General features: G+C 70.7%; 20 protein-coding genes. 9 read left to right on the top strand and 11 right to left on the bottom strand.

All coding sequences use genetic code 11. From position 1 onward, the window contains the following. Positions 1–28 precede the first annotated feature (28 nt). On the bottom strand, positions 29–586 hold the full coding sequence (locus G3I19_RS07285) for a DoxX family protein (protein WP_164260764.1): 558 nt from the start codon (positions 584–586) through the stop codon (positions 29–31). A gap of 197 nt (positions 587–783) precedes the next feature. Here G3I19_RS07285 and G3I19_RS07280 point away from each other — a divergent pair, with 197 nt between their 5' ends. Continuing rightward, positions 784–1,455, top strand: coding sequence for an endonuclease V (locus tag G3I19_RS07280; protein ID WP_164260761.1), 672 nt, complete (start codon positions 784–786; stop codon positions 1,453–1,455). A gap of 37 nt (positions 1,456–1,492) precedes the next feature. On the opposite strand, the gene G3I19_RS07275 is transcribed toward G3I19_RS07280, so the two are convergent. Genes G3I19_RS07275 through G3I19_RS07260 form a run of 4 tightly spaced genes read right to left on the bottom strand, consistent with a single transcriptional unit; the run spans position 1,493 to position 7,256 of the window. Continuing rightward, positions 1,493–3,514 (bottom strand): ABC transporter ATP-binding protein, encoded by a 2,022-nt coding sequence (locus G3I19_RS07275; protein WP_164260758.1) that lies wholly within the window; start codon positions 3,512–3,514, stop codon positions 1,493–1,495. Positions 3,515–3,562: 48 nt separating this feature from the next. Continuing rightward, positions 3,563–4,462: an ABC transporter permease gene (locus tag G3I19_RS07270; protein ID WP_164260755.1), complete on the bottom strand. Its 900-nt coding sequence runs from the start codon at positions 4,460–4,462 to the stop codon at positions 3,563–3,565. Beyond that, positions 4,459–5,409 (bottom strand): ABC transporter permease, encoded by a 951-nt coding sequence (locus tag G3I19_RS07265; protein WP_164260752.1) that lies wholly within the window; start codon positions 5,407–5,409, stop codon positions 4,459–4,461. Before G3I19_RS07265 ends, G3I19_RS07270 begins: the two co-directional genes overlap by 4 nt. After that, positions 5,406–7,256, bottom strand: a complete 1,851-nt coding sequence (locus G3I19_RS07260; protein ID WP_164260749.1) for a peptide ABC transporter substrate-binding protein — start codon at positions 7,254–7,256, stop codon at positions 5,406–5,408. Before G3I19_RS07260 ends, G3I19_RS07265 begins: the two co-directional genes overlap by 4 nt. Positions 7,257–7,563: 307 nt before the next feature. On the opposite strand from G3I19_RS07260, the gene G3I19_RS07255 reads away from it, so the two are divergent. From G3I19_RS07255 to G3I19_RS07240, 4 genes are all read left to right on the top strand, one after another. Beyond that, on the top strand, positions 7,564–8,709 hold the full coding sequence (locus tag G3I19_RS07255) for an ROK family protein (RefSeq protein WP_203599278.1): 1,146 nt from the start codon (positions 7,564–7,566) through the stop codon (positions 8,707–8,709). An 82-nt stretch (positions 8,710–8,791) separates the two neighbouring features. Then, positions 8,792–10,369 carry a M81 family metallopeptidase gene (locus G3I19_RS07250; RefSeq protein ID WP_164260744.1) on the top strand — a complete coding sequence of 526 codons (1,578 nt, stop codon included), beginning with the start codon at positions 8,792–8,794 and terminating at the stop codon, positions 10,367–10,369. 102 nt (positions 10,370–10,471) lie between these two features. Further along, positions 10,472–10,987 (top strand): SRPBCC family protein, encoded by a 516-nt coding sequence (locus tag G3I19_RS07245; protein ID WP_164260741.1) that lies wholly within the window; start codon positions 10,472–10,474, stop codon positions 10,985–10,987. 194 nt (positions 10,988–11,181) lie between these two features. After that, positions 11,182–12,660 carry an aldehyde dehydrogenase family protein gene (locus G3I19_RS07240; RefSeq protein ID WP_164260738.1) on the top strand — a complete coding sequence of 493 codons (1,479 nt, stop codon included), beginning with the start codon at positions 11,182–11,184 and terminating at the stop codon, positions 12,658–12,660. 262 nt (positions 12,661–12,922) lie between these two features. Here the strand turns inward: G3I19_RS07240 and G3I19_RS07235 are convergent, their stop codons facing one another. After that, the gene (locus G3I19_RS07235; RefSeq protein ID WP_164260736.1) at positions 12,923–14,374 is read right to left on the bottom strand and encodes an amidase; all 1,452 of its coding nucleotides are present in this window, start codon (positions 14,372–14,374) and stop codon (positions 12,923–12,925) included. Between the two features lie 124 nt (positions 14,375–14,498). Between G3I19_RS07235 and G3I19_RS07230 the strand changes: the two genes are divergently transcribed. Next, the gene (locus G3I19_RS07230) at positions 14,499–15,122 is read left to right on the top strand and encodes a TetR/AcrR family transcriptional regulator (protein ID WP_164260734.1); all 624 of its coding nucleotides are present in this window, start codon (positions 14,499–14,501) and stop codon (positions 15,120–15,122) included. Positions 15,123–15,380: 258 nt separating this feature from the next. Here G3I19_RS07230 and G3I19_RS07225 read toward each other — a convergent pair whose 3' ends face one another. The 3 genes from G3I19_RS07225 to phnA all read right to left on the bottom strand — a co-directional run bounded on the left by G3I19_RS07225 (position 15,381) and on the right by phnA (position 19,472). After that, positions 15,381–16,514, bottom strand: a complete 1,134-nt coding sequence (locus G3I19_RS07225; protein ID WP_164260732.1) for a TIGR03364 family FAD-dependent oxidoreductase — start codon at positions 16,512–16,514, stop codon at positions 15,381–15,383. Between the two features lie 31 nt (positions 16,515–16,545). Further along, a complete protein-coding gene (locus G3I19_RS07220) occupies positions 16,546–18,054 on the bottom strand; it encodes an MFS transporter (protein WP_164260730.1) in 1,509 nt (502 codons plus the stop codon). Positions 18,055–18,215: 161 nt separating this feature from the next. After that, positions 18,216–19,472, bottom strand: a complete 1,257-nt coding sequence (gene phnA, locus G3I19_RS07215) for a phosphonoacetate hydrolase (RefSeq protein ID WP_164260728.1) — start codon at positions 19,470–19,472, stop codon at positions 18,216–18,218. A 193-nt stretch (positions 19,473–19,665) separates the two neighbouring features. Between phnA and G3I19_RS07210 the strand changes: the two genes are divergently transcribed. Then, positions 19,666–20,580, top strand: coding sequence for a LysR family transcriptional regulator (locus tag G3I19_RS07210; protein WP_164260726.1), 915 nt, complete (start codon positions 19,666–19,668; stop codon positions 20,578–20,580). 30 nt (positions 20,581–20,610) lie between these two features. Here G3I19_RS07210 and G3I19_RS07205 read toward each other — a convergent pair whose 3' ends face one another. After that, positions 20,611–21,048 carry a MarR family transcriptional regulator gene (locus G3I19_RS07205; RefSeq protein WP_164260724.1) on the bottom strand — a complete coding sequence of 146 codons (438 nt, stop codon included), beginning with the start codon at positions 21,046–21,048 and terminating at the stop codon, positions 20,611–20,613. A 48-nt stretch (positions 21,049–21,096) separates the two neighbouring features. Here G3I19_RS07205 and G3I19_RS07200 point away from each other — a divergent pair, with 48 nt between their 5' ends. Beyond that, on the top strand, positions 21,097–21,840 hold the full coding sequence (locus tag G3I19_RS07200) for a dienelactone hydrolase family protein (RefSeq protein WP_164260722.1): 744 nt from the start codon (positions 21,097–21,099) through the stop codon (positions 21,838–21,840). Positions 21,841–21,842: 2 nt separating this feature from the next. Beyond that, on the top strand, positions 21,843–22,109 hold the full coding sequence (locus tag G3I19_RS07195) for a DUF6295 family protein (protein ID WP_203599276.1): 267 nt from the start codon (positions 21,843–21,845) through the stop codon (positions 22,107–22,109). 147 nt (positions 22,110–22,256) lie between these two features. Here the strand turns inward: G3I19_RS07195 and G3I19_RS07190 are convergent. Further along, positions 22,257–22,840 (bottom strand): hypothetical protein (locus tag G3I19_RS07190; RefSeq protein WP_164260720.1); only part of this gene is annotated, 584 nt, incomplete at its 5' end.

Raw genomic sequence — 22,840 nt, 5'->3', positions numbered from 1 at the left:
CTGCCGTCTCCCGTACGGCGCGCCCCTGTTACGCCCCCGCTCCCGGCACCGTGCCGGCGTCCGCTTCGGCCTTCGCCCTGGCGGCCAGCGCCTTCTTCCGCTTGCTGACCACCGCGGCGCTCGCCACCGCGCTTCCGGCGAAGGCCAGGGCGAGCATCCAGGGGCGGTCGAAGCGGTTCCCGGTCACCTCGTCCAGCGAGTAGCGGCCCGCGCCCGCGACTCCGATGGCCGCAGCGGTGAAGCCGAGGAGCGCCGGGTACTCATAGCCTCCCGACTGGGCGAAGAAACCGGCGGGCGCGTGGACGGACACCGCTCCCGCCATGGTGCCCGCGACGGCGGCGCCCGCGACGGGTGTGCCGAGGCCGAGCGCCAGCATCGCCCCGCCGCCCGCCTCGCCGAGGCCGGCGGCGACCGCGTTCCGGTGTCCGGGCAGGAATCCCATGTGCTCCATCCCCGCCGCGGTCCCCGCGAGCCCGCCGCCGCCGAACCAGCCGAACAGCTTCTGCGAACCGTGTGCGACGAGCACCACCCCGGTACCGGCCCGCAGGGCGAGCAGTCCCATGTCACGTCGGTTGATGCAGGTCATCGGAGTCTCCAGATCTGTGGCAGCGGGTCAACGGGCGACGACCGCCCGCGGGGCCGCGACGCGGTCCCGGCGGCGAACGTACGTACCCACTCTCCTCGCCCCGTGCGTCCCGCTCGCAACGGGGTTGGCCCATCCGGGCGAAGTCGCAGGTCACCGCGGTTCGACCCGGCGCGGAGCCGCCCTCGTAGGCTGAGCCCATGGAGACCCCCGCCGATGAGACGGCAGCCCGCGCGGTCCAGGACGAACTTCGCACCCGTGTGGTGCTGGACGAGCCCGGTCCGGCGCCGGGCACCGGGCTGATCACCGGTGTCGATGTGGCGTACGACGACGAACGCGACGTGGTGGCGGCCGCCGCCGTGGTGCTCGACGCCGCGACGCTGGCCGTGGTGGACGAGGCCACCGCGGTGGGCCGGGTGACGTTCCCGTATGTACCCGGGCTGCTCGCGTTCCGTGAGGTCCCGACCGTGCTGGCGGCCCTCGAAGCGCTCTCCGCCGGCCCCGGTCTTGTGGTCTGCGACGGTTACGGGCTGGCCCATCCGCGACGGTTCGGGCTCGCCAGCCATCTGGGGGTGCTGACGGGTCTGCCGGTGATCGGGGTGGCGAAGAACCCCTTCACCTTCTCGTACGAGCAGCCGGGCGCCCGGCGCGGTGCGCAGACCCCGCTGCTGGCCGAGGGCGGCGATGAGGTGGGGCGGGCGCTGCGTACCCAGGACGGGGTGAAGCCGGTGTTCGTCTCCGTGGGGCACCGGGTCGGCATCGACAACGCCTGCGCCCACACCCTGCGGCTCTCCCCCGACTACCGGCTTCCGGAGTCCACCCGGCGCGCCGACGCGCTCTGCCGGCGGGCGCTGCGCGAGGCGGTGGCGTAAGGGGAGCACCGCCCCGCGCGGTGTGTGCCGCTCCGGTTCAGGCCGCCGCCTGCCGTACCAGCGGGAAGTGGCAGGCCACCTGGTGGCCGGCGCCGTCCGGCGTGCTGGCCGGCGGTTCGGTCTCGGCGCAGATGTCCTTCGCGATGGGGCAGCGGGTCCGGAACCGGCAGCCGGAGGGCGGGTTCGCGGCGGAGGGTGTCTCGCCGCCGAGCGGGGTGCGGCCGGCGCCTGCCGTCTCGGGGTCCGGGACGTTGACGGTGTCGAGGAGTCCGCGGGTGTACGGGTGGAGGGGGTTCGCGTACACCTCGTCGGCCGGGCCGGACTCGACCAGCTTGCCGAGGTACATCACCCCGACCGTGTCGGCCAGGTAGCGGACCACTGCCAGGTCGTGCGAGATGAAGAGGTACGTCAGCCCGCGCTCGCGCTGCAGTTCCCGCATCAGGTTGAGGATCTGGGCCTGTACGGAGACGTCGAGCGCGGAGACCGGCTCGTCGGCGACGATCAGGTCGGGCGAGAGCGTCAGCGCGCGGGCGAGCCCGAGGCGCTGGCGCTGGCCGCCGGAGAACTCGTGCGGGTAGCGGTCGACGGCGCCGCGCGGCAGCCCGACCGCGTCGAGGAGTCCGGCGACGATCCGGTCCTGTTCGGCCCGGTCGCCGACGCCCTGGATGACGAGCGGCTCGCGCAGGATCGTACCGATCCGCATGCGCGGGTCCATGGCCGCGGCGGAGTCCTGGAACATCAGCTGGATCCGGCGGCGGTGGGCGCGGCGCCGGCCGCGGTCCATGGTGGCCAGGTCCTGGCCCTCGAAGACGATCGACCCCGCCGTGGGGTCCTCAAGGCCGGCGATCATGCGGCCGATGGTGGTCTTGCCGCAGCCGGACTCGCCGACCATGCCGAAGGTCTCGCCCTTGCGCACCGTCAGTGACACACCGCCGACGGCGCTGACCGTGCCCCGCTTGCGGGAGAACGGGCCGCCGGTGAGCGGGAAGTCCTTGCGGAGGTCGGTGACTTCGAGGAGCGTCGCGCCGTCCGGGACCACGGCGGCGGCCTCCCGCTCCCTGACGGGTGCGTCCGCGCTGTCCGGCTCGCCGTCCTCAGGTACGGGGTGGAAGCAGGCGAACCGGTGGTCGCCCTCGGTCAGTTGCGGCTCGTCGGCGCGGCAGACGTCGGTGGCGAAGGCGCAGCGGGCGGCGAACCGGCAGCCCTGCTGGGCGGTGGCGAGGTTCGGCGGCAGGCCGGGGATGGTGCGCAGTTCGGTCTCGCCCTCGACGGCCTTCTCGGGGAGCGCTGCGAAGAGCGCCTGGGTGTAGCGGTGCCTCGGGCGGGCGAAGAGGTCCCGTACGCCGGAGGTCTCGGCGACCTTGCCCGCGTACATCACGGCGACCCGGTCGACCCGGTTGGCGATGACGCCCAGGTCGTGGGTGACGAGGATCATCGCCATGCCGAGGCGGGAGCGCAGCCCGTCGATGAGCTCCAGGATCTGGTGCTGGGTGGTGACGTCGAGTGCGGTGGTGGGCTCGTCGGCGATGAGGAGCTTGGGTTCGCAGACGAGCGCCATGGCGATGGCGACGCGCTGTCGCATACCGCCGGACAGCTGGTGCGGATACGCCTTCATCCGCTCGGACGGCTGCGGCATGCCGACCAGGCCGAGCATCTCCTCGGCCCGCGCCCATGCCTCCTGCTTGCTGACGGTGCGGTGCAGCAGGAGCGGCTCGGCGACCTGTGCGCCGATGGTCATGGTGGGGTTGAGGGAGGTCAGCGGGTCCTGGAAGACCATGCCGATGGTGTTGCCCCGGACGTCGCGCAGTACGGGTTCGCCGGCCGACGCGAGGTCGTGCCCGTCGAAGAGGACCCGCCCCGAAGCGACGGCGCCGCCGGGCGGGAGCAGCCCGAGGACACTCAGCGCGGTCATCGTCTTGCCGCAGCCGGACTCACCGACCACGCCGAGTGCCTCGCCGGGGGCGAGATCCAGGCTGACGCCGTCGAGGGCGTGGACGGTGCGATTGCGGGACGCTATGTCGACATGGAGATCGTCGATCCGCAGCAGCGGCTCGGTCATGGGAGTGTCCTCCGGGCAGTGCAGGCAGGAAAGCAGGCGGGGGTGTGGCTACTTCTTCTGGAGCCGTACTTCGAAGGCGTCCCGGAGGCCGTCGCCCACGAAGTTGAACGCGCCGACGACGAGCACGATGGCGATGCCCGGCGGGAAGATCAGCCACCAGTAACCGTTCTGGGTGTAGGTGATGCCCGAGGAGAGCATCGACCCCCAGTCGGTGGCGGGCGGCGGGATGCTGAGGCCGAGGAACGCCAGATAGCTGACGTAGAGGATGGCGTCGGCGATCTGGAAGGTGCAGTTGACGATGACGGTGCCGATGGCGTTGGGCACGATGTGCCGGAACACGGCGCGGGCTCCGCCGCCGCCCATCATCCGCATGGCCTGGACGTACTCGCGGTCGCGCAGCGAGAGTGCCTCACCGCGGACGAGCCGGGCCGGGGAGAGCCAGGCCACCGCCGCGATGATCACGATGAGCACGCTCTTGCTGGGCGTGATGATCGCGGCGACGACCACCAGCAGGAACATCGCGGGGATGGCGAGCGCGGCGTCCGTGACACGCATCATCACGGCGTCGGTCCAGCCGCCGAAGTAGCCGGAGACCGCGCCCCAGAGGGTGCCGAAGAGGGTGGCGAGCAGCCCGGCGGCGAGCCCGACTTCGAGCGAGGACTGGCCGGCCAGCATCAGCCGGCCGAGCAGGTCGTAGCCGAGGTCGGTGGTGCCCAGGATGTGTCCGGGGCTGCCGGGTGCCAGGTTGGCCTGGGACAGGTCGGTGTGGACCTGGTCGGTGGAGTGGACCAGCGGGCCGATGTAGCAGAACGCGAGCAGCAGCACCAGCACGATCACGCCGGTGAGGGCGAGCTTGTTGCCGGTGAAGACCTGCACGGTGCGGCGGGCCAGCGAAGGCGTGGCGAGGTCGGCGTCCTCGTGCCCGGGGGCTATGACGGCGGTGCTCATGAGACGCTCCGGATCCGGGGGTCGAGGACGGCGTAGACGATGTCGGTGAGCAGCGATCCGACCACGGTGGCGACGCCCACGACCAGCGTCACTCCGAGCAGTACGGGGAAGTCGGAGCCCTGTGCGGCGTTCCAGAACAGGAGGCCCATACCGGGGTAGTTGAACATCGCCTCGACGACCAGGGCACCACTGAACAGCGTCGGCAGATACAGGCCGAGGAGGGTGGCGAGCGGGATGAGCGCGTTGCGCATCACGTGCTTGGCGAGGATCCGCCGGCTGGACTGGCCCTTGGCCATCGCCGTACGGACGTACTCCTCGGTGAGGTTGTCGAGTGTGGCGGAGCGCATGTAGCGGCTGAACATCGCGATGACGCCGAGCGCCATGGTGACGATGGGCAGCACCATGCCGGAGAAGCCGCTGAAGATACTGGCCAGGGACTCGCCCTGCGGTGCCTCCGACGGGAAGATGGGGATCGTCTGGCAGAAGACGATGATCAGGATCAGACCGAGGAAGAAGACCGGCGTCGCGTAGGCCAGGAAGGCGCCCCCGGTCAGCAGGTAGTCGGTGATCTTCCCGCGTCGTACGGCCTGGAGCAGGCCGAGCGGGATCGCGACGATCACCGCGAGGAGGGTGGAGAGCGCCGTCAGCAGCAATGTCTTGGGGAGCCGCTGCATGAGCAGGTCGGAGACCGGCTGGTTCAGCTTGTACGACACTCCCAGGTCACCGGTGAGCAGCCGCTTCAGATACTCGAAGTACTGGAAGGGCAGCGAACGGTCGTAGCCCTGGGCGTGGTTGAAGTGCTCGATCTGCTGCGGTGTGCCCTTGGGCCCGAGGATGGCGCGGGCCGGGCCGCCGGGGAGCATGTGCAGAAGGACGAAGACGATGACCGACACCAGGAAGAGAACGACCACCGCCTGGAGGAGGCGCTTGAGGAGAAAGCCGGTCACTGGTCGGCCCCCTTCTTGACGTAGTACCAGTCCTGCGGGGCGAGGGTCACGGTGGGGTTCTGGTCGACACCCCGCAGGTCGTTGCGGATCACCGACACCTGGTAGGCGGGGTTCGGCATCCACATCACGGGGAGCTGCTGGGAGAGGTACTGGCCGTACGCGTGGACGGCGTTCGGGTCGCTGGAGTACTGGACGGCGCGGATCAGCTTGTCGGCCTTCGGGTCCGAGTAGTTGCCGAAGTTGGCTGACGCTCCGGTCGAGAAGAGCTGCTCACCGCTGGGGTTGAGCGGGTAGTACCAGCTGCCGGCCGTGCCGAAGAACGACATGTCCCAGTCGCAGCCCGGCTGTCCTGCCTTGCAGGGCACGGAGTTGCCGAGGACCGAGTTGAGGGGCTGCTGGCGGACCTTGAGGTCGATACCGGCCTTGCTCAGCGAGGACTTCAGCTCCTGCATCATGTTGGTGGACTCGGTGGAGCCCGACTGCGAGAGCAGCGTCAGGTCGAGCGGGGCGTTCTTGGCGATGCCGGCTCCGCACCGGTCGGCGCCGGTGCCGGGGCGGGTGCAGCGTGCCTGGCCGTCGCGGACGGTCCACCCGTGGTCGGTGAGGAGCGTGCGGGCCGCCTTCACCGAGTACGGGTACTGGTTCTTCTGCATCTCCGGGGTGGTGTACTGCGTCTTCGGTGTGACGGGGACCGGGCCGAGCGTCGGGTCGGCGCTGCCCTGCCAGATGACCTTGCTCATCGACTTCTGGTCGACCAGGTGCTGCATGGCCTGGCGGATGTAGAGCTGGCGCATGGCCGCCCCGCCGTGCGAGGAGTTGAAGTTGTAGACGATGTAGGTGGCCGCCCAGCCCTCCCACGGGTCGACGCGGTAGCCACGGCTCTCGAACTTCTTCTTCTGGGCGATCACCGACGGCGGTATGTAACCGTAGTCGACGCCGCCGGAACGCAGCACGTTGAACTCGGAGTCGGCGGTGGTGAAGGGCTTGAGGACGACCTTGTCCAGATGCGCCTTGTTGTTACCGGTGTACTTCGGGTTGCGTACGAGGGTGACCTGGCCGGTGTTCTGCCAGCCGGCGATCTTCCAGGGCCCGTCGACGGTCTTCCAGAGCGGGTCCTTGGAGTAGGCGCCGAGGCTCTTGGAGTGGGTGGTCAGCCGGGCGAAGACCGCCTTGGCGCCCGCGGTGGTCCGGTCCCAGTCGCCGATCGCGCCGCCGTCCTTCTTCGCGTCCCAGGCGGCCTGCGGGAGGGCGCGCATCAGGGTGAGCTGGTTGGCGGTGAACCAGTCGGGGTTGTACGAGCGGTTGAGGTGCAGCCGGACGGTGTGGGCGTCGACGGTCTCGAAGCTCTTGACGTTGTCGGGCATGGTGCCGACCGAGTAGCTCCCCCACTCCGCCTTGTTGGCCTTGACCATGTTGAACCAGAACTCGATGTCGCGCGCGGTCACCGGCCTGCCGTCGGACCACTTGATGTCCTTGCGCAGCGGCACGGTGACGGTCTTGTTGCCGTCGCTGTAGACGGGCTTCGTACCCAGTGTGTTGGGCCCGGTGGTGGTGAGGGCGCCGTCCTTCTTCACCGCGTCGTAGACCGGCATGAAGAGCAGCGACTGGATGGCGAAGTTGTACGTGGCGCCGTACCCCGGGGCCCCGATGGGGAAGATCCAGTTCGGGGTGGCGGCCGGCGGCAGCGCCATCGTCGCGGTGCCGCCCTCGACGGGGGTGCCGCCGGTGGGCCCCATGTCGATCTTGCCGCCGTCCTGCGAACAGGCCGAGAGGGCCACGACGAGCGCCGCCCCGGTGACCGCTGCGGCGAGCGCGCGACGCCGCGCGGATGAGCGCCTTGGGCGCATGGGTGGGCCTCCATCGGGTTCCAGCAGCGAGCCGACGTGAACATCGGCTGGAGAATGCTTGAAAGTTAGGACGGTGGCCGAAACTAAGTCAAGAGTAGATGTTCGACTAAGGGCAGCCTTCCTAGAGTCTTTAGGAGCTTATGTCCCATATTGCGCTACGGAATTGCTGAAAACTTTCCCGTTACCCCTGGCGAAAGTTGCCCCCGGATCGCTAACTTTCATCGAGACACCACAGACTTGCTTTGACAGATCGAAGTAACTCGACGGCATACAGAGCAGTTCGAGGAGCGCGATGACGGGGAGACCAATGACGGACAGCGCATCGAACCAGCAGATTCTGCGCATGGTCACGTCCGGCACCGCGTCCTCCCGGGCCGATCTGGTCCGGGAGTTGGGTCTGGCCGCCTCCACCGTCTCGCTCCGTGTGCAGGAGCTGGTCGCGGCCGGGCTTCTCACGGAGTCGGGCGAGGGCGCGTCCCGCGGCGGCCGGCGCCCCCGGCTGCTGCGCATCCCCGAGCAGGGGGGTGTGGCCCTGACCGCCGACCTCGGCTCGCACCACGGCAGGCTGGCGGCCGTCTCCGCCGACGGCACGGTCCGGGACGCCGCCGACCACAGCCACGACCTCACCGCGGGGCCGGAACAGGCCGCCGACTGGCTGGTGGAGCGGCTGACCGCGCTGGCCGACCGCCAGCGCGCGGCGGGCCGCACCGTACGGAGCGTCGGTATCGCCTTCCCCGGCCCGGTCGATGTGCGGGCCGGCCGGGTGCTCACCCCCTCCCGGATGCCGGGCTGGCACAACTTCCCGCTCCGCGACGTCCTCGCCGACCGGCTCGGGCTGCCCGTCGTCGTGGACAACGACGCGACCCTCATGGCCGTCGGAGAGCACCAGTCGGCCAGGCCGGAACTCCAGCACCTCGTCGTGGTCAAGGCGGGCCGTGGCATCGGCTGCGGAGTGATCTCCGCCGGCCGCCCGCACCGCGGGGCCAACGGCTGCGCGGGCGACATCAGCCATGTCCGGGTCGAGGCCGCCGAGGACCGCCCGTGCAGCTGCGGGAACATCGGCTGCCTGGAGACCGTCGCCAGCGGCGCGGCCGTACTGCGCGAACTCGCCCGCGGCGGCACCCCGGTGGACGGCACGGCTGAACTGCTGCGCCTGGTGACCGACGGGGACCCGCAGGCGACCACCCTCGTCAGGGCGGCAGGCCGGCACATCGGCACCGTGCTCAGCGTCGTCGTCAACTTCTTCAACCCGCAGGCCGTCGTACTGGGCGGTGCGCTCGCGTCGGCTGAGCCCCTGGTGGCCGCGGTCCGCGGCGTCCTGTACGAGCGCTGCCTGCCCATGGCCACGGCGGGGCTCGAAATCACCACCACCGTCTCCGGCCGCGACGCCGGACTGCTGGGCGCGGGGCTGACGGCTCTGCGCGACAGCCTGCCGTACGCCGAAGCGCCCTGAGCCGGCTCCCGCCGCGCCCCGGCACCCCTCGGGCCCGGCCCCCGTACCACCACCCCACCCGCAACCCGGAGAGCAGCGCCACATGACCACCGCCACCCCCGCCCGCCGTCTGCGCATAGCCATCGGCGGCATCGGCATCGAGTCGTCCACCTTCTGTCCGCACCGCTCCACCGTGGCCGACTTCCGTCAGACCCGCGGCCAGGACCTCCTGGACCGATACACCTGGACGCAGCCTGCGTCCGACCTCGGCGCGCACGTCGAGTGGGTCCCGCTGCTGCACGCCACCGCGCTGCCCGGCGGCCCCGTCGAGGCGGAGTCGTATCTGCAGCTCAAGGACGAGCTGGTCACCCGGATCCGGGCGGCGGGCCCCCTCGACGGCATGGTGTACGACCTGCACGGCGCGATGAGCGTCATCGGCCTCACCGACGCCGAGGGCGATCTCACCGAGGCCGTGCGCGCCGCGCTCGACGCGGTGGGCACCCCGGAGGACCCGGCGTCCGGACGGCCGATGATGTCCGCCGCGATGGACCTGCACGGCAATGTCTCGCGCCGCTTCGCCGAGCCGGTCGAGCTGCTCACCGCGCACCGGCTCGCCCCGCACGAGGACGCCTGGGACACCCGCGAGCGCGCGGCCCGCAAGCTGGTCGAGCGGCTGCGGCTGCCCGCCGCCGACCGCCGGCCGCACCGCGCCTGGGTACAGGTGCCCGTCCTGCTGCCCGGCGAGAAGACCAGCACCCGGCTCGAACCCGCCAAGGGGCTGTACGGGCGGCTCGCGGGGATCGAGGCGAAGCCCGGCATCGTGGACGCGGCGATCTGGGTCGGATACGCCTGGGCCGACGAGCCCCGCTGCAAGGCGGCCATCGTGGTCACCGGTGACGACGCCGCACTCGCCGCCGCCGAGGCCGAGTCGCTGGCCCGCCAGTACTGGGACGTCCGGCGCGACTTCGAGTTCGTCGGCCCGACCGGGACCGCCGAGGAGTGCGTCGCGGCCGCGGTGGCGTCCGACCGCCGTCCGTTCCTGATCAGCGACTCCGGGGACAACCCGACGGCCGGCGGCGCGGGCGACCTCGCGTACATGCTCGGCAAGCTGTTGGAGAACGAGGAGATCGCCTCCGGCCGGGTGACCGCCGTCCACCCCGGTATCACCGACCCGGCCGCGGTCCGCGCCTGCTTCGAGGCCGGGATCGGTGCCACCGTCACGGTCGGCGTCGGCGGCAAGGTCGACACCAGCCAGGGCGGACCGTACGAGATCACCGGCGAGGTGACGGGCCTGCAGCGCGCCGCCGACAAGACGGACCGGGCCGAGGGCGGTGCGTACGACCGGGGCTGCGACCTCGCGGCGATCACCGTCGGCGGGCTCACGGTCGTCGTCACCGGGCAGCGCAAGCCGTTCCACACGGTCGCCGACTTCACCGGCCCCGCGCAGGGCGGTCTGGGGATCGACCCGCGCACCTTCGACCTGGTCGTCGTGAAGATCGGCTACCTGGAGCCGGAGCTGCACGACATGGCCGCCGACTGGCTGCTGGCCCTCACCCCCGGCGGCGTCGACCAGGATCTGCTGCGTCTGGGCCACCACCGGGTGGAGCGCCCGCTGTACCCCTTCGACGAGGACGCGTACGAGAGCGAGGGCGGCCCGGACCTGACGCCGGTGCTGCTCTGACCGGAGCGGACGGACACGGCGGCCCGGGGGCGGCGGACGAGGTGATCGTCCGCCACCCCCGGGCCGTTCCGCGCCGGGCCCGCGCACCGTACGGTGGCGGCCATGACGACAGCCCCCTCAGACCCCTCAGACTCCCCCGAGCCCACAGCTCCCCCGGAACGCTTCGAAGTCCAGCGGGAGGTCGCGGCAAGCCCCGCCGCGGTGTTCGCGCTGCTGTGCGACCCGCAGGGCCAGGTGGCCATCGACAGCTCCGGGATGCTCCAGTCCGCGGAGGGCGACCCCGTGCGGAAGGTGGACGACACCTTCCTCGTGCACATGGACCGGGAGGCGCTCAACGACTTCCCGATGGGCAAGTACGACGTCACGGTCATCATCACCCGCTTCGAGCAGGACGCCCTGATCGAGTGGACGATCTCCGGGACGATCCAGCCGCCGATCAGGCATCTGTACGGCTACCGGCTCAGCCCCAGCGAGACGGGGACGCTCGTCACGTCGTACTACGACTGGAGCGGGATCGAGGAGCGCTACCGGGACAAGGGCATCTTCCCGGTCATCCCCGAAGCCGGGCTGCGTGCCACGCTCGGCATCCTCGCCAGGACCGTGGAGCGGGCGGGCTGAGGGCTGTCCGCCAGGGATTATGGGACAGCCCTCAGGGACCGGCCCGGACAGGAAGAGCAGCGCAGGGCCCGCGGTGACCCGATAGGCGGCGGCTATCGGGCGTATTCGCCAATCGCGCATTGTGACGGCCCGTCCCCTGAGCGAGCCTGGCCAGGACCGGCAGCGGCGCCGGCAGGTCCAGCGAAGGGGAGGGCATGACAAGCGTTGCGCAGAGGAATCAGGTTCCGCAGCACCTTCGGCTCAACTACATCGACGGGCAGTGGCTGCCGGCGGAATCCGGACAGCTCAGGGAGAACATCGATCCCGCCGATCTCTCCGATGTGATCGGCGAGTTCACCGAATCGGGCGGCGTCGACGTGGATCACGCGGTGGACGCGGCGGCCGCGGCGCTGCCCGGCTGGCGCGCCCGGGGTCCTATCGTGCGCGCCGGGTATCTCACGGCGGCGAGCCGCATACTCGGCGAGCGGGCCGCCGAGGTCGCGGCCGCCATCACCCGCGAGCAGGGCAAGCTGCTCAGTGAAGCCCGCGGCGAAGTGGCCAGGGCGCGGGCCGTCATCGACTTCACCGCGGGCCAGGCGCGGCTGCTCGGCGGGGTGACCGCACCCGCCGAGGAGGAACGCACCTTCGCGTACACCTTCCGTAAGCCCATCGGGGTGGTCGGGCTGGTGTCCCCGTGGAACTTCCCGCTGGCCATCCCGGTGTGGAAGGTGGCGCCCGCGCTGCTCTCCGGGTGCACGGCGGTGCTCAAGCCATCCCCCCTGACGCCCCTGACATCGGCGCTGCTGGTCGAGATCTTCCAGCAGGCCGGGGTTCCCGACGGGGTACTGAATCTGGTGCAGGGTGACGCGGCCGCGGGCGAGGCCCTGGTGGCCAACCCGGCGGTGGCGGGCATCAGTTTCACCGGTTCGCTGCCGGTCGGCACCGCCATCCACAGCGGCGGAGCGCACCGGCTGCTCCGTACCCAGCTGGAACTCGGCGGCAAGAACGCGCTGATCGTCTGCGACGACGCCGACATCGGCAAGGCCGTCGACGCCGTCGCGAACGGCGCCTTCGGCCAGGCGGGCCAGCGGTGTTCGGCCACGAGCCGGGCCGTGGTGGATGTCCGGGTGCGGGAGGAGTTCCTCGACCGGCTGGTGGAACGCGTCGCAGCTCTGCGGGTCGGGCCCGGCGACGATCCCGCGTCGCGGGTCTGCCCGGTCGTCAACACCGCCCGGATGGACGCGGCGCTGGCGGCCGTCGCCGGAGCGCGGCTCGACGGCGGCAAGGTGCTGTGCGGCGGGGAGCGGGAGGAACGGGAGGATCTGCCCGAGGGCTGCTACGTCCAGCCGACCGTCATCCGCGATGTGCCCGCGGACAGTTCGCTGGCGCAGGAGGAGGTGTTCGGGCCCGTGCTGGCCGTGATCGACGCGGACGGGTTCGACGAGGCGATGACGGTGGCGAACTCGGTGAAGTACGGGATGTCGGGCACCGTCTTCACGGCGTCCCAGTCGCGGGCGTTCGAGGCGATCGACCGGTTCGAGGCCGGGATGCTCCATGTGAACCGGCCGGGCGTCGGGGCGTACTCCCATCTGCCGCATGTGGGATCGAAGGCGTCGCAGTACGGCCCGCCGGAGTGCTCGCCCGAGGTGTGGGACTTCTACACGGAGTGGCATTCGGCCTGTATCAGTTATTAGCCTCCAGCTGCAGACCGTGCTCTTCATGTCCGGGATGTGGCTCGTCGCCGGTGACGGCCGGTGCGGGAGCGGGCTTGGCGGCGGCGTCGCCGGCCGGGCCGGTGGGCTGCGTCGTGGATCGGCTGAACGCCGAGGTCGGCATACCCGCGGCTTCGCCTCGGCACTGAGGACATCCGTCCCGTCCCGTGCGCCGCGAGAGTTCTCGGTCCTGTGACCGGCAACAGTCCGTCGATGTCTCTCGGTAGCGCGCCAGGAGCGTTCTTCAGCGGGCTGGGTGGTTCCCTGCCCATACCGTGGGGGTTCGGTCTGACCACGGACTCGCCTGTTCGAGTTGTCCGGCGAGGCGGAAGAGCCGGCCTTCGAGGCCATATCCGGCGGCGAACTGCATACCGACCGGGAGCCCCGTCCCGGCGTCGGCGGTCACGGGTACGGAGACGGCGGGCGTGCCTGCCACGTTGAACGGCATGGTGAACGGCGACAGGTCGTTGATGCGCTCGATCCAGCCGAGGCCGTCCAGTGTCTCCACACCCTCCGTATGAGTGCCCAGAGACACGGGAGGCTCCGGCAGGGTTGGCGTGAGGAGGATGTCGTACTCGTCGAAGTACCGCGCCAGGCTTCGGGCGACTCGGTTCCGCATCGCGAGAGCCGTGTGGAACTGCGCGCCGCCGACCCGCTGCCCGTAGTGGTAACCGGCGAGGGTCGCCGGCTCAAGGGTCGAGGAGTCGATGGGACGGCCGAAGGCGGCGGCCAGCCCGTCGACCAGGGTGGTGAGGTTCACCGTCATGAGCCGGGCATTGGCCAGGACGAATTCCTCCCAGTCGGCGCCGAGGTCGACTTCGGCCTCCTCCATTTGGTGGCCGAGGGATTCGAGCAACCGCACGGTGCGGGAGAGGGCGTCGGTCACCGGGGCGGTAGTGCGGCGTCCGCCCCACGCTCGGGCGAGGACACCGATCCGCAACGAGCCCGGATGACGGGTGACTTCTTCCGCATACGGCCGTGACGGCTGCTGGGCGAAGTAGGGGTCGCCCGGCTCCGGGCCGCGTATCTGGTCGAGCAGTACCGCACTGTCGCGTACGGTGCGGCTGACGCTGCCGTGCACCGCCAGGCCGTTGAAGACCTCGTCGACGTCCGGCCCCATGGACACCCGGCCGCGGGTGGGCTTGATCCCGAAGAGGCCGTTGCAGGCGGCGGGGATGCGGAGCGATCCGGCGGCGTCGGTGCCATGGGCGACCGGGAGCACCCCGGCGGCGACAGCGGCGGCCGCGCCTCCGCTGGATCCGCCCGCGCTGCGCTCCAGGTCCCATGGGTTGCGGGTCGCGCCGTACAACGCCGATTCCGTCGAGATGCCGTACGCCATCTCCGGTGTCGCGGTACGTCCGAATGTCACGAGGCCCGCGCGCCGGAAGCGCTGCATCAGCGAGGAGTCGGCGCGGGCGACGTTACCGGCTGCCAGGCGGCTTCCCAGCTCCATTCGCCTCCCGGCCATGGCCACCGCGATGTCTTTGATCAGAAAGGGGACGCCGGCCAGTGGTGCGCTGCCGGGGGCAGGTTCGTCGTCGGTCAGCCATGTCTCCACGACGGCGTTGATCCGCGGATCGACTGCCCGTACCGCCTCGCGCGCGGCTGCCTCCAGCTCCGCGGGGAGTACCTCGCCCTTGGCCACCAGCTCCGCCAGCCCGACTGCGTCGAAGCTCACGTACTCAGAAACCCTCACTGCCACTCCCTGACCAGAACAATACCGATGAGTCCCGGACGATACCCTACGGTATCGAGGGGGTCGGGCTGGTACCGTGGGAGAGGTTGTGAACCGCACGATCGACCGGAGTGACGGAGTAGTCGTGGCATCGACCCTCAGAAGGCCGAGCAGAGTGGCGAAGCTGCCGCCTCGTGAGCGCATTCTCGACGCGGCCGAAGAGCTCTTCCAGAGGGAAGGGATCCGGCAGGTCGGGGTCCAGACGATCGCCGACAGGGCCGAGACCACCAAAATGGCGATCTACCGGCACTTCGAGACCAAGGACGCGCTGGTCGCGGAGTGGCTGCGGATCGTCGCCGCGGACTATCGGGCGGCCTTCGACCGCGTGGAGACCGAATACCCCGGCCGGCCCGAGGAGCAGATTCTCGGCCTGGCCCGCTTCATCGCCGAGGGGCTGCCGTCGCTCTCGTACAGGGGCTGTCCGTTCATCAACTCCCTCGCCGAGCTGCCCGACCGCCTTCATCCGGCACGGCAGGTGATCGAGGACCACAAGGCCCACCAGGCCCGCAGGCTGCTCGGCATGTGCACCCAAGCCCAGATGTCCGACCCCGGACAGGCCGCGGCCGAGATCACCTTCGTACTGGAAGGGGCACAGGTCAGCACACAGAACGGAAGCATCGATCAGACGGGAGACCGCCTGATGAGGATCGTCGAAGGAATCGTGGACCGGCACCGCTCCCACCTCGGCCCACAAGGGGCGGCTGACTGACCGCCGGCGCCGCCCGCCCGACCGCTGCTCAGCGTGGCCATGCGAGTGTGACCTGGCACGCCCGCTCACCTGGAAAGCGTCCTTGGGAAAGCCTCCTTGACCGGAGCGGGTACAGGGTGGTCTCGCAGGCCGGCGGCCCGGCTGTTGAACAGAACAGCCGGAAGCCAGTGCCGTACTCCGCGGGAAAGTGGTGCTGAAGTCGCCACGGCCTGCCCCTCACCGGACTTCCGGCGAGGGGCACCTCCGTGTGAGCCTCTGTCAGCGTCCGACGATCTCCTCGGCCAGTCCGAACGACAGCGTCATCCCGGCGCCGCCGACACCGTTCACCACGGTGACACCGGGTTCGGGCTCGGTCACCAGCTCCGTACGGCCGTCCCGTAGCGAGGGGTAGTAGCCGCTCCAGCGTTCGGTGATGGCCGGGTTCGGCAGCTGGGCGAATGTGCCCAGGTAGTCCACGACCGCCTGGTTGATCTCCTCGCTCTCGAAGGGGTGGAGGGTCTTCGCGTACGCGTGGCTGTCGCCGATCGTCAGCCGGCCGTCCGCGGTCTGGGAGAGCAGGACATGGACCCCGTTCTCCCGGTGGAAGGGCAGCTCCTCGCCCATCCGGGCCGCGAGCACCGCCTTCGCCTCGCAGTCGTCGAAGGCCGCGTAGTGCAGCAGGGTCAGCCCGCCGCAGAGCATCGGGCCGAGCTGCCAGCCCGACGGCTGGGCCCCGGTGCGCATCATCTGGAGCTTGCACCGCACCAGGCCGCTGCGGGCGAAGACTTCGGGGTAGAGCGTCGCGAAGTCATTGCCGCTGCACACATAGACGCGGTCGGCCTGCCAGTCGCCATCGGTGGTGGAGACAGTCGGCAGGCCGATCCCGCGTACGGCCGTGCCGAACCGGATGTCGACGCCGTACTCGGCCACCAGATGCCTGGCGACCGCCGGGATGGCGAGCCTGGGGTCCACGTTGAGCTCGGTCGGGCTCCACATCGCGGCGAGCAGGCCGTCGGTACGCGCGGTGGCGCTGCGCTCGCGGGTCTCGGCAGGCGTGATCATCCGGACGCCGCGGTCCCGGGCCGGTGGTGTGATCGCGAGGAACTCCTCCAGGACCGCGACCTCGTCGGGGTGGTGCGCGAGGTGCAGGGATCCCGTCGGAGCGGCCCAGAGTCCGGACTTGGCGGCGATCTCCAGCCAGATCTCCCGGCTGCGCAGGGCTCGTTCGTACACCTCGCCGCGCTGCTGGCCGATCGACCAGATCATGCCGAAGTTGCGGATGGAGGCGCCGACGGCGAAGTCGTCGCGCTCGAAGAGGACGACGCGGTCCCCGCGGCGGGCGGCGGCGAGCGCGTGGGCGAGGCCGACGATGCCTCCGCCGACGACGGCGGTGTCGGCACGGTTGACGGTCATGGAGTTCTCCTTCTCGATGGGTGCAGGAGGCTCAGGACGTGGGGCGCGGTACGCGGTTCCAGTGCGGGAGCATCAGCAGTCCGGCGAGGAGCGCGGCGCCCGCGAAGCCGGTGAACAGCACACCGCCGGAGAGGAATCCGGGGAGCAGGCCGCCGAGGATGGCGCCGACCGAGCCGCAGCCGTTGACCAGCCCGGCCGCGGTCCCGGCGCCCTTGGCGCTGCCGAAGTCGACGGCGGCCACGCAGGAGATCATCGCGTCGGCCGCGTACACGGAGAGTCCGATCACCGCGAGAACGGCGATCATCACGCCGACGCTGCCGGCCGCGGTGAGCGGCATGAACAGGGCGAGCGCCGCGGTCAGTACGCCCAGGGCGAGGACGCACGCCGGCACCCGCCGGGACCGGAACAGCCGGTCGGAGACCCAGCCCACCAGGATCGGGGCGAGGACGCCGGTGACGCCGAAGGCGATGGGGATGAGGGTGGCGCCCACCTTGTTGATCTCGGGCAGCCGCTGGCTGACGATCACCGGCCCCCAGAGGAGGATGGCGTAACGGGCGGGCTTGAGAAGGAAGTAGCAGAGGCCGAGGGTGAGCACCATGCGGTCGCGCAGGGTCTCGCGGTAGAGCCCGACGGCCGAACGGCGCGGCGCGACATCGGCCCGGGGCCCGGCACTCCGTACGGCCTCCGGCGTCTCCCCGGACTCCGCGGGTCCCTCCGTCTCCCCGGGTCCTGTGGGTTCCGCGGCTCCTGCCGGCTCACCGGGTCCTGTGGGGCCTTCGGGCACCGTGGATGTGGGTCCTGTGGGGTCGGCCGGGTCCGGAAGGCCCACGTCCCGGGGCGAGTTGCGCTGCAGGAGCACGAACAGCAGGAGTACGACGGCCAGGGTGGCGGCGCCGGAGAGGAAGGCCGCACGCCAGCTGTCGAGCAGCGAGTAGGCGATCCAGCCGAGGAACGGCGGGGCCACGAGCCCGCCGAACGCGTAGTTGGTGCTCCACACACCGAGCACCCGGCCGCGCTCCCCCACCGCGAAGAAGTTCCCCATGTTCTTGCAGAGCGGCGCCCACCCCGCCGACTGGGACAGCCCCTGGATCACCATGGCGCCGCCGAACACCAGGAGCGCGCTGTTCAGCCCCATCACACAGGCGGCGGCGATGGCACCGGCCATCCCGCCGATCACCACCACCCGGGGCCCGAACCGGTCGGCCCACATGCCCCAGAGGAACTGACCGGCGGCGTAGGCCGCCAGATAGACCGCGTCGATGATGCCGAGCACGTGCTCGGTGAGCACGGTGTTCACGGAGGGGTCGTCCAGGATGCCCAGCTTGGCCACGGAGAACGCCTGCCGGACGAAGTAGAAACCGACGTACGCGAGCCAGGTGATCGCGAAGATCTGCCGGCGCCAGCGCCGGGACCGTGCGGAACGGAGCAGCGGCGAGATCTCGTCGAGTGCTTCCCTTGTGCTGAGTGCTTCCCTGGTGCTGACCGGAGTGCCGGTCGGTGGTGGTTGCTGTGGTGGTCGCTGCGGTGGGGTGTCTGCCATGGCGGTGTCCTGTCCTCGGCGCGTGGGTGCGGGTGAGGGATCGGAGTCGTACCTGGACATGGCTCGGCCCCGGCGCGTGCCTCGACAGCGCACGCCGGGGCCGGGTCAGTGGTGCGGGAGTGTTCGGTCGGGGGTCAGGGACGGAGGGGCTCCGGGACCGGTCAGGCCGTGAGCGGCCGGTCCGCCGCGAGTGCGGTGCCCACCCAGTAGGCGTCGAAGTTCCGGAGCCGGTGGCCTTCGGGGAGCGGTCCGGTCGGTGCGTTGACCAGGAACGGCACCCGCTGCTCCGTCAGCCCGCCGTGCGAGCGCAGTGGCTCGGCGAAGCCGGAGATGTCATGGCGGGCCGGGGTGGTGCCCAGCGCCGTGTTGCGTTCCGCGATGACGACGATGTCGCCGATCCGGTCCGGGGGCAGCTCGAAGCGCTCGCATGCCTGGGCCCGGGTGAGGACGGTGTCCACCCCGTCCAGCGTGGCGAGGGCGGCGACCAGCGGGGCCGCGTCGGTGCCGGCGGGCAGGTGCACGGTCGCGTACGAGCCGAGCGCCCCGTGGTGCACGGTGTACGGGTCGGTGATGGGCAGCACGACCCGCGCCGTGCCCTCACCGAGCCGGGCGTCCATGACGTCCTGGAGGAACACCACCCGGGCGTCGCCCCGCGCGTCGCTCTTGGCGTTCATCCCGTGGTCGGCGGTGACGACGAGGACGGCGCCCAGCGCGTCGATCCGCTCGAAGTAGCCGTCGAGCATCGCGTAGAAGTCGTTGGCGACGGGCGAGCCCGGTGCGTGCTTGTGCTGGATGTAGTCGGTGAGCGAGAGGTACATCAGGTCGGGCCGTTCCTGCTCCAGTACGTCCGTACCGGCTGCCATGACCAGCTCGCTGAGCCCGGCGCTGTACACGGACGGCAGGTCGATGCCCACACGTTCCAGCACCTTGCTGATGCCGTTCTCCTCCTCGGTGACCTGGTCGGCCTTCTCCGCGGAGAAGCACATGCCGTCGACCAGGTCGCGCCCCAGCAGCCTGCGCAGTTTGTCCTTGGCCGTGATGACGGCGACCTTCGCGCCCGCGGCCGAGAACGCGGCGAAGAGGGTCGGCACCCGCAGCAGCGCGGGGTCGTTCATCATGACCTCGGTGCCGGAGGCGGTGTCGTAGAAGTAGTTGCCGCAGATGCCGTGCACCGATGGCGGTGTGCCGGTGGCGATGGAGAGGTTGTTGGGGTTGGTGAAGGACGGCATGGTGCAGTCGGCCCGCAGATCGCTGCCGTGCTGCAGCATGCGTTCGAGGAAGGGCATCCGGCCGTCTGCCACGGCCCGTTCGTGGTAGGCGGGCTCGCTGCCGTCGATGCAGACCACGACGACGGGCCGACGGGGCCGGCCGTAGCCGCGCCCGTTCACATCGAGCGGTTCGGCAACAGATTCCTTCATGTACGGATCCACCCCTGAGGTCGAAGTCCGGAGCGGGGGCTGCCGCTCTCCTCTTCATGGGTAGCACCCGGCGCCGATGGTGGAGAACCACCGGAATCGCTATGGGGGCCATAGCCGCGCAGCGACCCGTGCACCCCCTCCCCACCAGGTGCGTTCGCGGCTAGGGTCTTCCTTGAGCGACGTCAGGAGGCCCGTGGAACTGAACCTCCACCGATTGTGGATCTTCATGCAGGTGGTCGAGCACCACGGCTTCTCCGCAGCGGCGCAGAAGCTCTATATGAGCCAGCCGTCCGTCTCCAACCAGGTACGCAGACTTGAGCAGTCCCTGCGGGTCACACTGGTGGACCGCTCGGGCGCCAGGACCCGGCCCACCGCCGAGGGCGAGGTGCTGGCCGAGTACGGAAAGCGGGTCTTCCTGCTGGCCGACGAGGCGGTGGCGGCGGTGCAGCAGGTCAGTGGGCTGGCGTCGGGGCGGCTGCTGATCGGCGGGACGACGACGGTGGGCACCTATCTGCTGCCGTCCCTCCTCGCCCGGTACCAGACGGCACATCCGGGTATCGAGTGCGACATCTTCGTGGGCAACAACGAGGCCGTGCTGGAGCGGCTGGTCGACGGCCGGATCGGGGTCGCGGTGGTGGCGGGGGCGCCGACCGCGGCCCAGCTCGTCGTCGAACACGTACTGGACGAACGGCTGGTGCTCGTCGCCGCGCCGTCGCATCCGCTGGCGGGGGCGTCCTCGGTCGGTCCCGCCGAGCTGGCGGGCTCGCGTTTCCTGCTGCGCGAACCCGGCTCGCAGACACGCGAGTTGCAGGAACAGGTGCTGGCCGAGTGGGGTCTGACGGAGGTGTCGCACGGCGACATCTGGGGTCCTGAGGCCGTCAAGCAGTGTGTGGCCGCCGGTCTCGGGCTCACCCTGATCTCCGAGCACGCCGTCGACGGCGACATACGGGCCGGCTCACTGGCGGTGGTGCAGGTCGGCCCGCGGCCGCGGTCGCGCCCGATCAGTCTGGTGAGCCGGCGCGACCGGCTGCTCTCCCCCGCCGAGCGGGCGTTCATCGCCCTGCTCCGTACGACGGGCAGCTGGCCCCGGGAGCCGGCCGCGGGGTAGCCGCTCCGTACGGGACGGGCGGGCGGAACGTCAGAGCCGGTGGACGACCCGGGCCAGCAGGGGCAGCGCCGCGGCCAGTTGCTCCCGCTCGGCGGAGCTGAGTTCGTCGTCGATGGCCCGGGTGAGCCGGCGCGCCCGCTCCCGCCGGGCGCCGTGCAGGCCCTCGACGCCCGCCGCGGTGAGCGAGACGACGACCCGGCGGCCGTCGTCGGGGTCCGGGGTGCGGACCACCAGACCGCGCTCCTGGAGCGCGGAGACGATCGTGCACATGGACTGGGCGCGGATGCCCTCGGCATCGGCGAGCCGGCCGGGCGTCGTCGGACCCTCCCGGTCGATCCGTACCAGTACGGAGGTCTGGGACAGCGTGAGTTCGCCCTCCGGCCGCACCTGTCTGAGCCTGCGCACCAGCGGACCGAGGCAGGCCCGCAGCTCTGCCGCCATCCGCACCGAATCAACCGAGTTCGCCATGGTCATCAGCATAAACTGAGGAGTCCAGGCTTATGGTATAGGTGTCTCATGAGCGACTCACTTACCGCGGAAACCGTCAGGCTCGCCGGTCACAACGGCGACGAGATCGAGGCATATCTGGCCCGCCCGGAAGGCGGATCCCCACGCGGTGGCGTCGTGGTCATCCACCACATGCCCGGATACGACCGGGGCAGCAAGGAGATCGTCCGCAGGTTCGCCGAGCTGGGCTACGACGCGATCTGCCCGAACCTCTTCTACCGCGACGCGCCGGGCGCGGCCCCTGACGACGCAGCGGCGGCCAACCGCGCCGCGGGCGGGGTGCCGGACGACCGGCTCGCCGGGGACGTGGCCGGGTCGGCGGCGTATCTGCGCGCACTGCCCACCTCCAACGGCAAGGCGGGCACGATCGGTTACTGCTCCGGCGGACGGCAGAGCGTGCTCGCCGCCTGCCGTCTCGACCTCGACGCGGCGGTGGACTGTTACGGCGCGTTCGTCACGGGAACACCGCCCGAGGGTTTCCCGCTGCAGGTCAGCAATCTCGTCGGTGAACTCCCGCGGCTGCGCGCTCCGCTGCTCGGCCTCTTCGGGGCCGAGGACAGCTACCCCGGCCCCGAGCAGGTCGCCGAGCTGGAGCAGATCCTCACGGAGCACGGCAAGGACTTCGAGTTCCACACCTACGAGGGCGCCGGTCACGGGTTCTTCTCCACCGACCGCCCCTCGTACAACGTGGCGGCCGCCAACGACGGCTGGGAGCGGATCGAGACCTTCTTCGCCAAGCACCTGGGAGCCTGAGCATGTGCACCTATACGACGATCAAGGACACGGTGGACGGCAGCGCCAAGGGGCCGGGCAGCTCCTGGTTCCATGTGTCGGACGTGACCGTGTACTTCGACCACCCGGTGCACGCGATGGCGGGTCACACGCTCAACATCGACTTCACCGATCCGTCGAAGGGCCCGTCGGCCCGCGTCGCCCTGGAGCTGACGGCCGAGTCCGCCCGCACCCTGGTCGCGGCGATCCAGGAGGCGCTGGCAGCGGTTCCGCCCGCTCTCACCGCCTGACGGTGTGAGTGCCGGTGGGCCGCCACTGAGCGCTCACCGACCGGCCGCAGGACCGGGAGGACGCGTACACCCCGCGCCCTCCCGGTCCTGCGGCCGTTGTACGAATCACCGGTACCCGTCAGTATCCCGGGGATCACCGGCTTCCGGCTACCGCTTGATCCGTCCGCGGATCGCGAGGGCGGCGAGGCCGAGCAACACCGGCTCGGCCAGCCGGGAGGCCATCTCGGTGTACGTGCCGGTGGTGGTGAGCTCCTGGCCCGAGGTGCGGAAGACAACCGAATTCACCACGATCCGCAGGGACTTCTCCCCCCGGTCGGAGCTGAGCCGGGAGCCGAGCGGCCCGGCGGGGTCGACCGGTTCGGGGTCGTCCGTGGTCAGCGAGATACTCCGGCCGGTCAGCCGCCCGGTCATGGAGGACTGCGGGGCGTCCTCGGGCAGGCCCCAGAGCATCATCAGCAGGACAGTGACGGCCATGGCCGCCAGCAGCCAGCCCAGTGCCCTGGACGCACGCAGTCCATAGCCCGACACCGCCCAGTACAGGGTGAGCAGCGCCCGCTCACCGCGGGGGCGCCGGGAGTTGTGGCGCCGCATCTCCATCTCGCCGTAGTAGAAGTCCGCCGCGTCCGGCTCGTTCTTGCTGTCCTCGAAGGACTTGCGCAGCTGCCGGTACACCGGCGCCAGGCCGGCCGGCCCGACCACCGGTGTGCCGTCCGGCGCCCCGGCCCATCCGG

This window comes from Streptomyces sp. SID10853, from assembly GCF_010548145.1.
GTDB lineage: Bacteria > Actinomycetota > Actinomycetes > Streptomycetales > Streptomycetaceae > Streptomyces.
The sequence above is the reverse complement of the archived record's forward strand: the minus strand, read 5'-3'. Positions and strand labels throughout refer to the sequence as shown.

What these genes read in the sequence shown, in the direction of transcription:
- G3I19_RS07285 (WP_164260764.1), bottom strand. Translation starts at nt 586, where the DNA reads ATGACCTGCATCAACCGACGTGACATGGGACTGCTCGCCCTGCGGGCC.
- G3I19_RS07280 (WP_164260761.1), top strand. Translation starts at nt 784, where the DNA reads ATGGAGACCCCCGCCGATGAGACGGCAGCCCGCGCGGTCCAGGACGAA.
- G3I19_RS07275 (WP_164260758.1), bottom strand. Translation starts at nt 3,514, where the DNA reads ATGACCGAGCCGCTGCTGCGGATCGACGATCTCCATGTCGACATAGCG.
- G3I19_RS07270 (WP_164260755.1), bottom strand. Translation starts at nt 4,462, where the DNA reads ATGAGCACCGCCGTCATAGCCCCCGGGCACGAGGACGCCGACCTCGCC.
- G3I19_RS07260 (WP_164260749.1), bottom strand. Translation starts at nt 7,256, where the DNA reads ATGCGCCCAAGGCGCTCATCCGCGCGGCGTCGCGCGCTCGCCGCAGCG.
- G3I19_RS07255 (WP_203599278.1), top strand. Translation starts at nt 7,564, where the DNA reads ATGACGGACAGCGCATCGAACCAGCAGATTCTGCGCATGGTCACGTCC.
- G3I19_RS07250 (WP_164260744.1), top strand. Translation starts at nt 8,792, where the DNA reads ATGACCACCGCCACCCCCGCCCGCCGTCTGCGCATAGCCATCGGCGGC.
- G3I19_RS07245 (WP_164260741.1), top strand. Translation starts at nt 10,472, where the DNA reads ATGACGACAGCCCCCTCAGACCCCTCAGACTCCCCCGAGCCCACAGCT.
- G3I19_RS07240 (WP_164260738.1), top strand. Translation starts at nt 11,182, where the DNA reads ATGACAAGCGTTGCGCAGAGGAATCAGGTTCCGCAGCACCTTCGGCTC.
- G3I19_RS07225 (WP_164260732.1), bottom strand. Translation starts at nt 16,514, where the DNA reads ATGACCGTCAACCGTGCCGACACCGCCGTCGTCGGCGGAGGCATCGTC.
- G3I19_RS07220 (WP_164260730.1), bottom strand. Translation starts at nt 18,054, where the DNA reads ATGGCAGACACCCCACCGCAGCGACCACCACAGCAACCACCACCGACC.
- phnA (WP_164260728.1), bottom strand. Translation starts at nt 19,472, where the DNA reads ATGAAGGAATCTGTTGCCGAACCGCTCGATGTGAACGGGCGCGGCTAC.
- G3I19_RS07205 (WP_164260724.1), bottom strand. Translation starts at nt 21,048, where the DNA reads ATGGCGAACTCGGTTGATTCGGTGCGGATGGCGGCAGAGCTGCGGGCC.
- G3I19_RS07200 (WP_164260722.1), top strand. Translation starts at nt 21,097, where the DNA reads ATGAGCGACTCACTTACCGCGGAAACCGTCAGGCTCGCCGGTCACAAC.
- G3I19_RS07195 (WP_203599276.1), top strand. Translation starts at nt 21,843, where the DNA reads ATGTGCACCTATACGACGATCAAGGACACGGTGGACGGCAGCGCCAAG.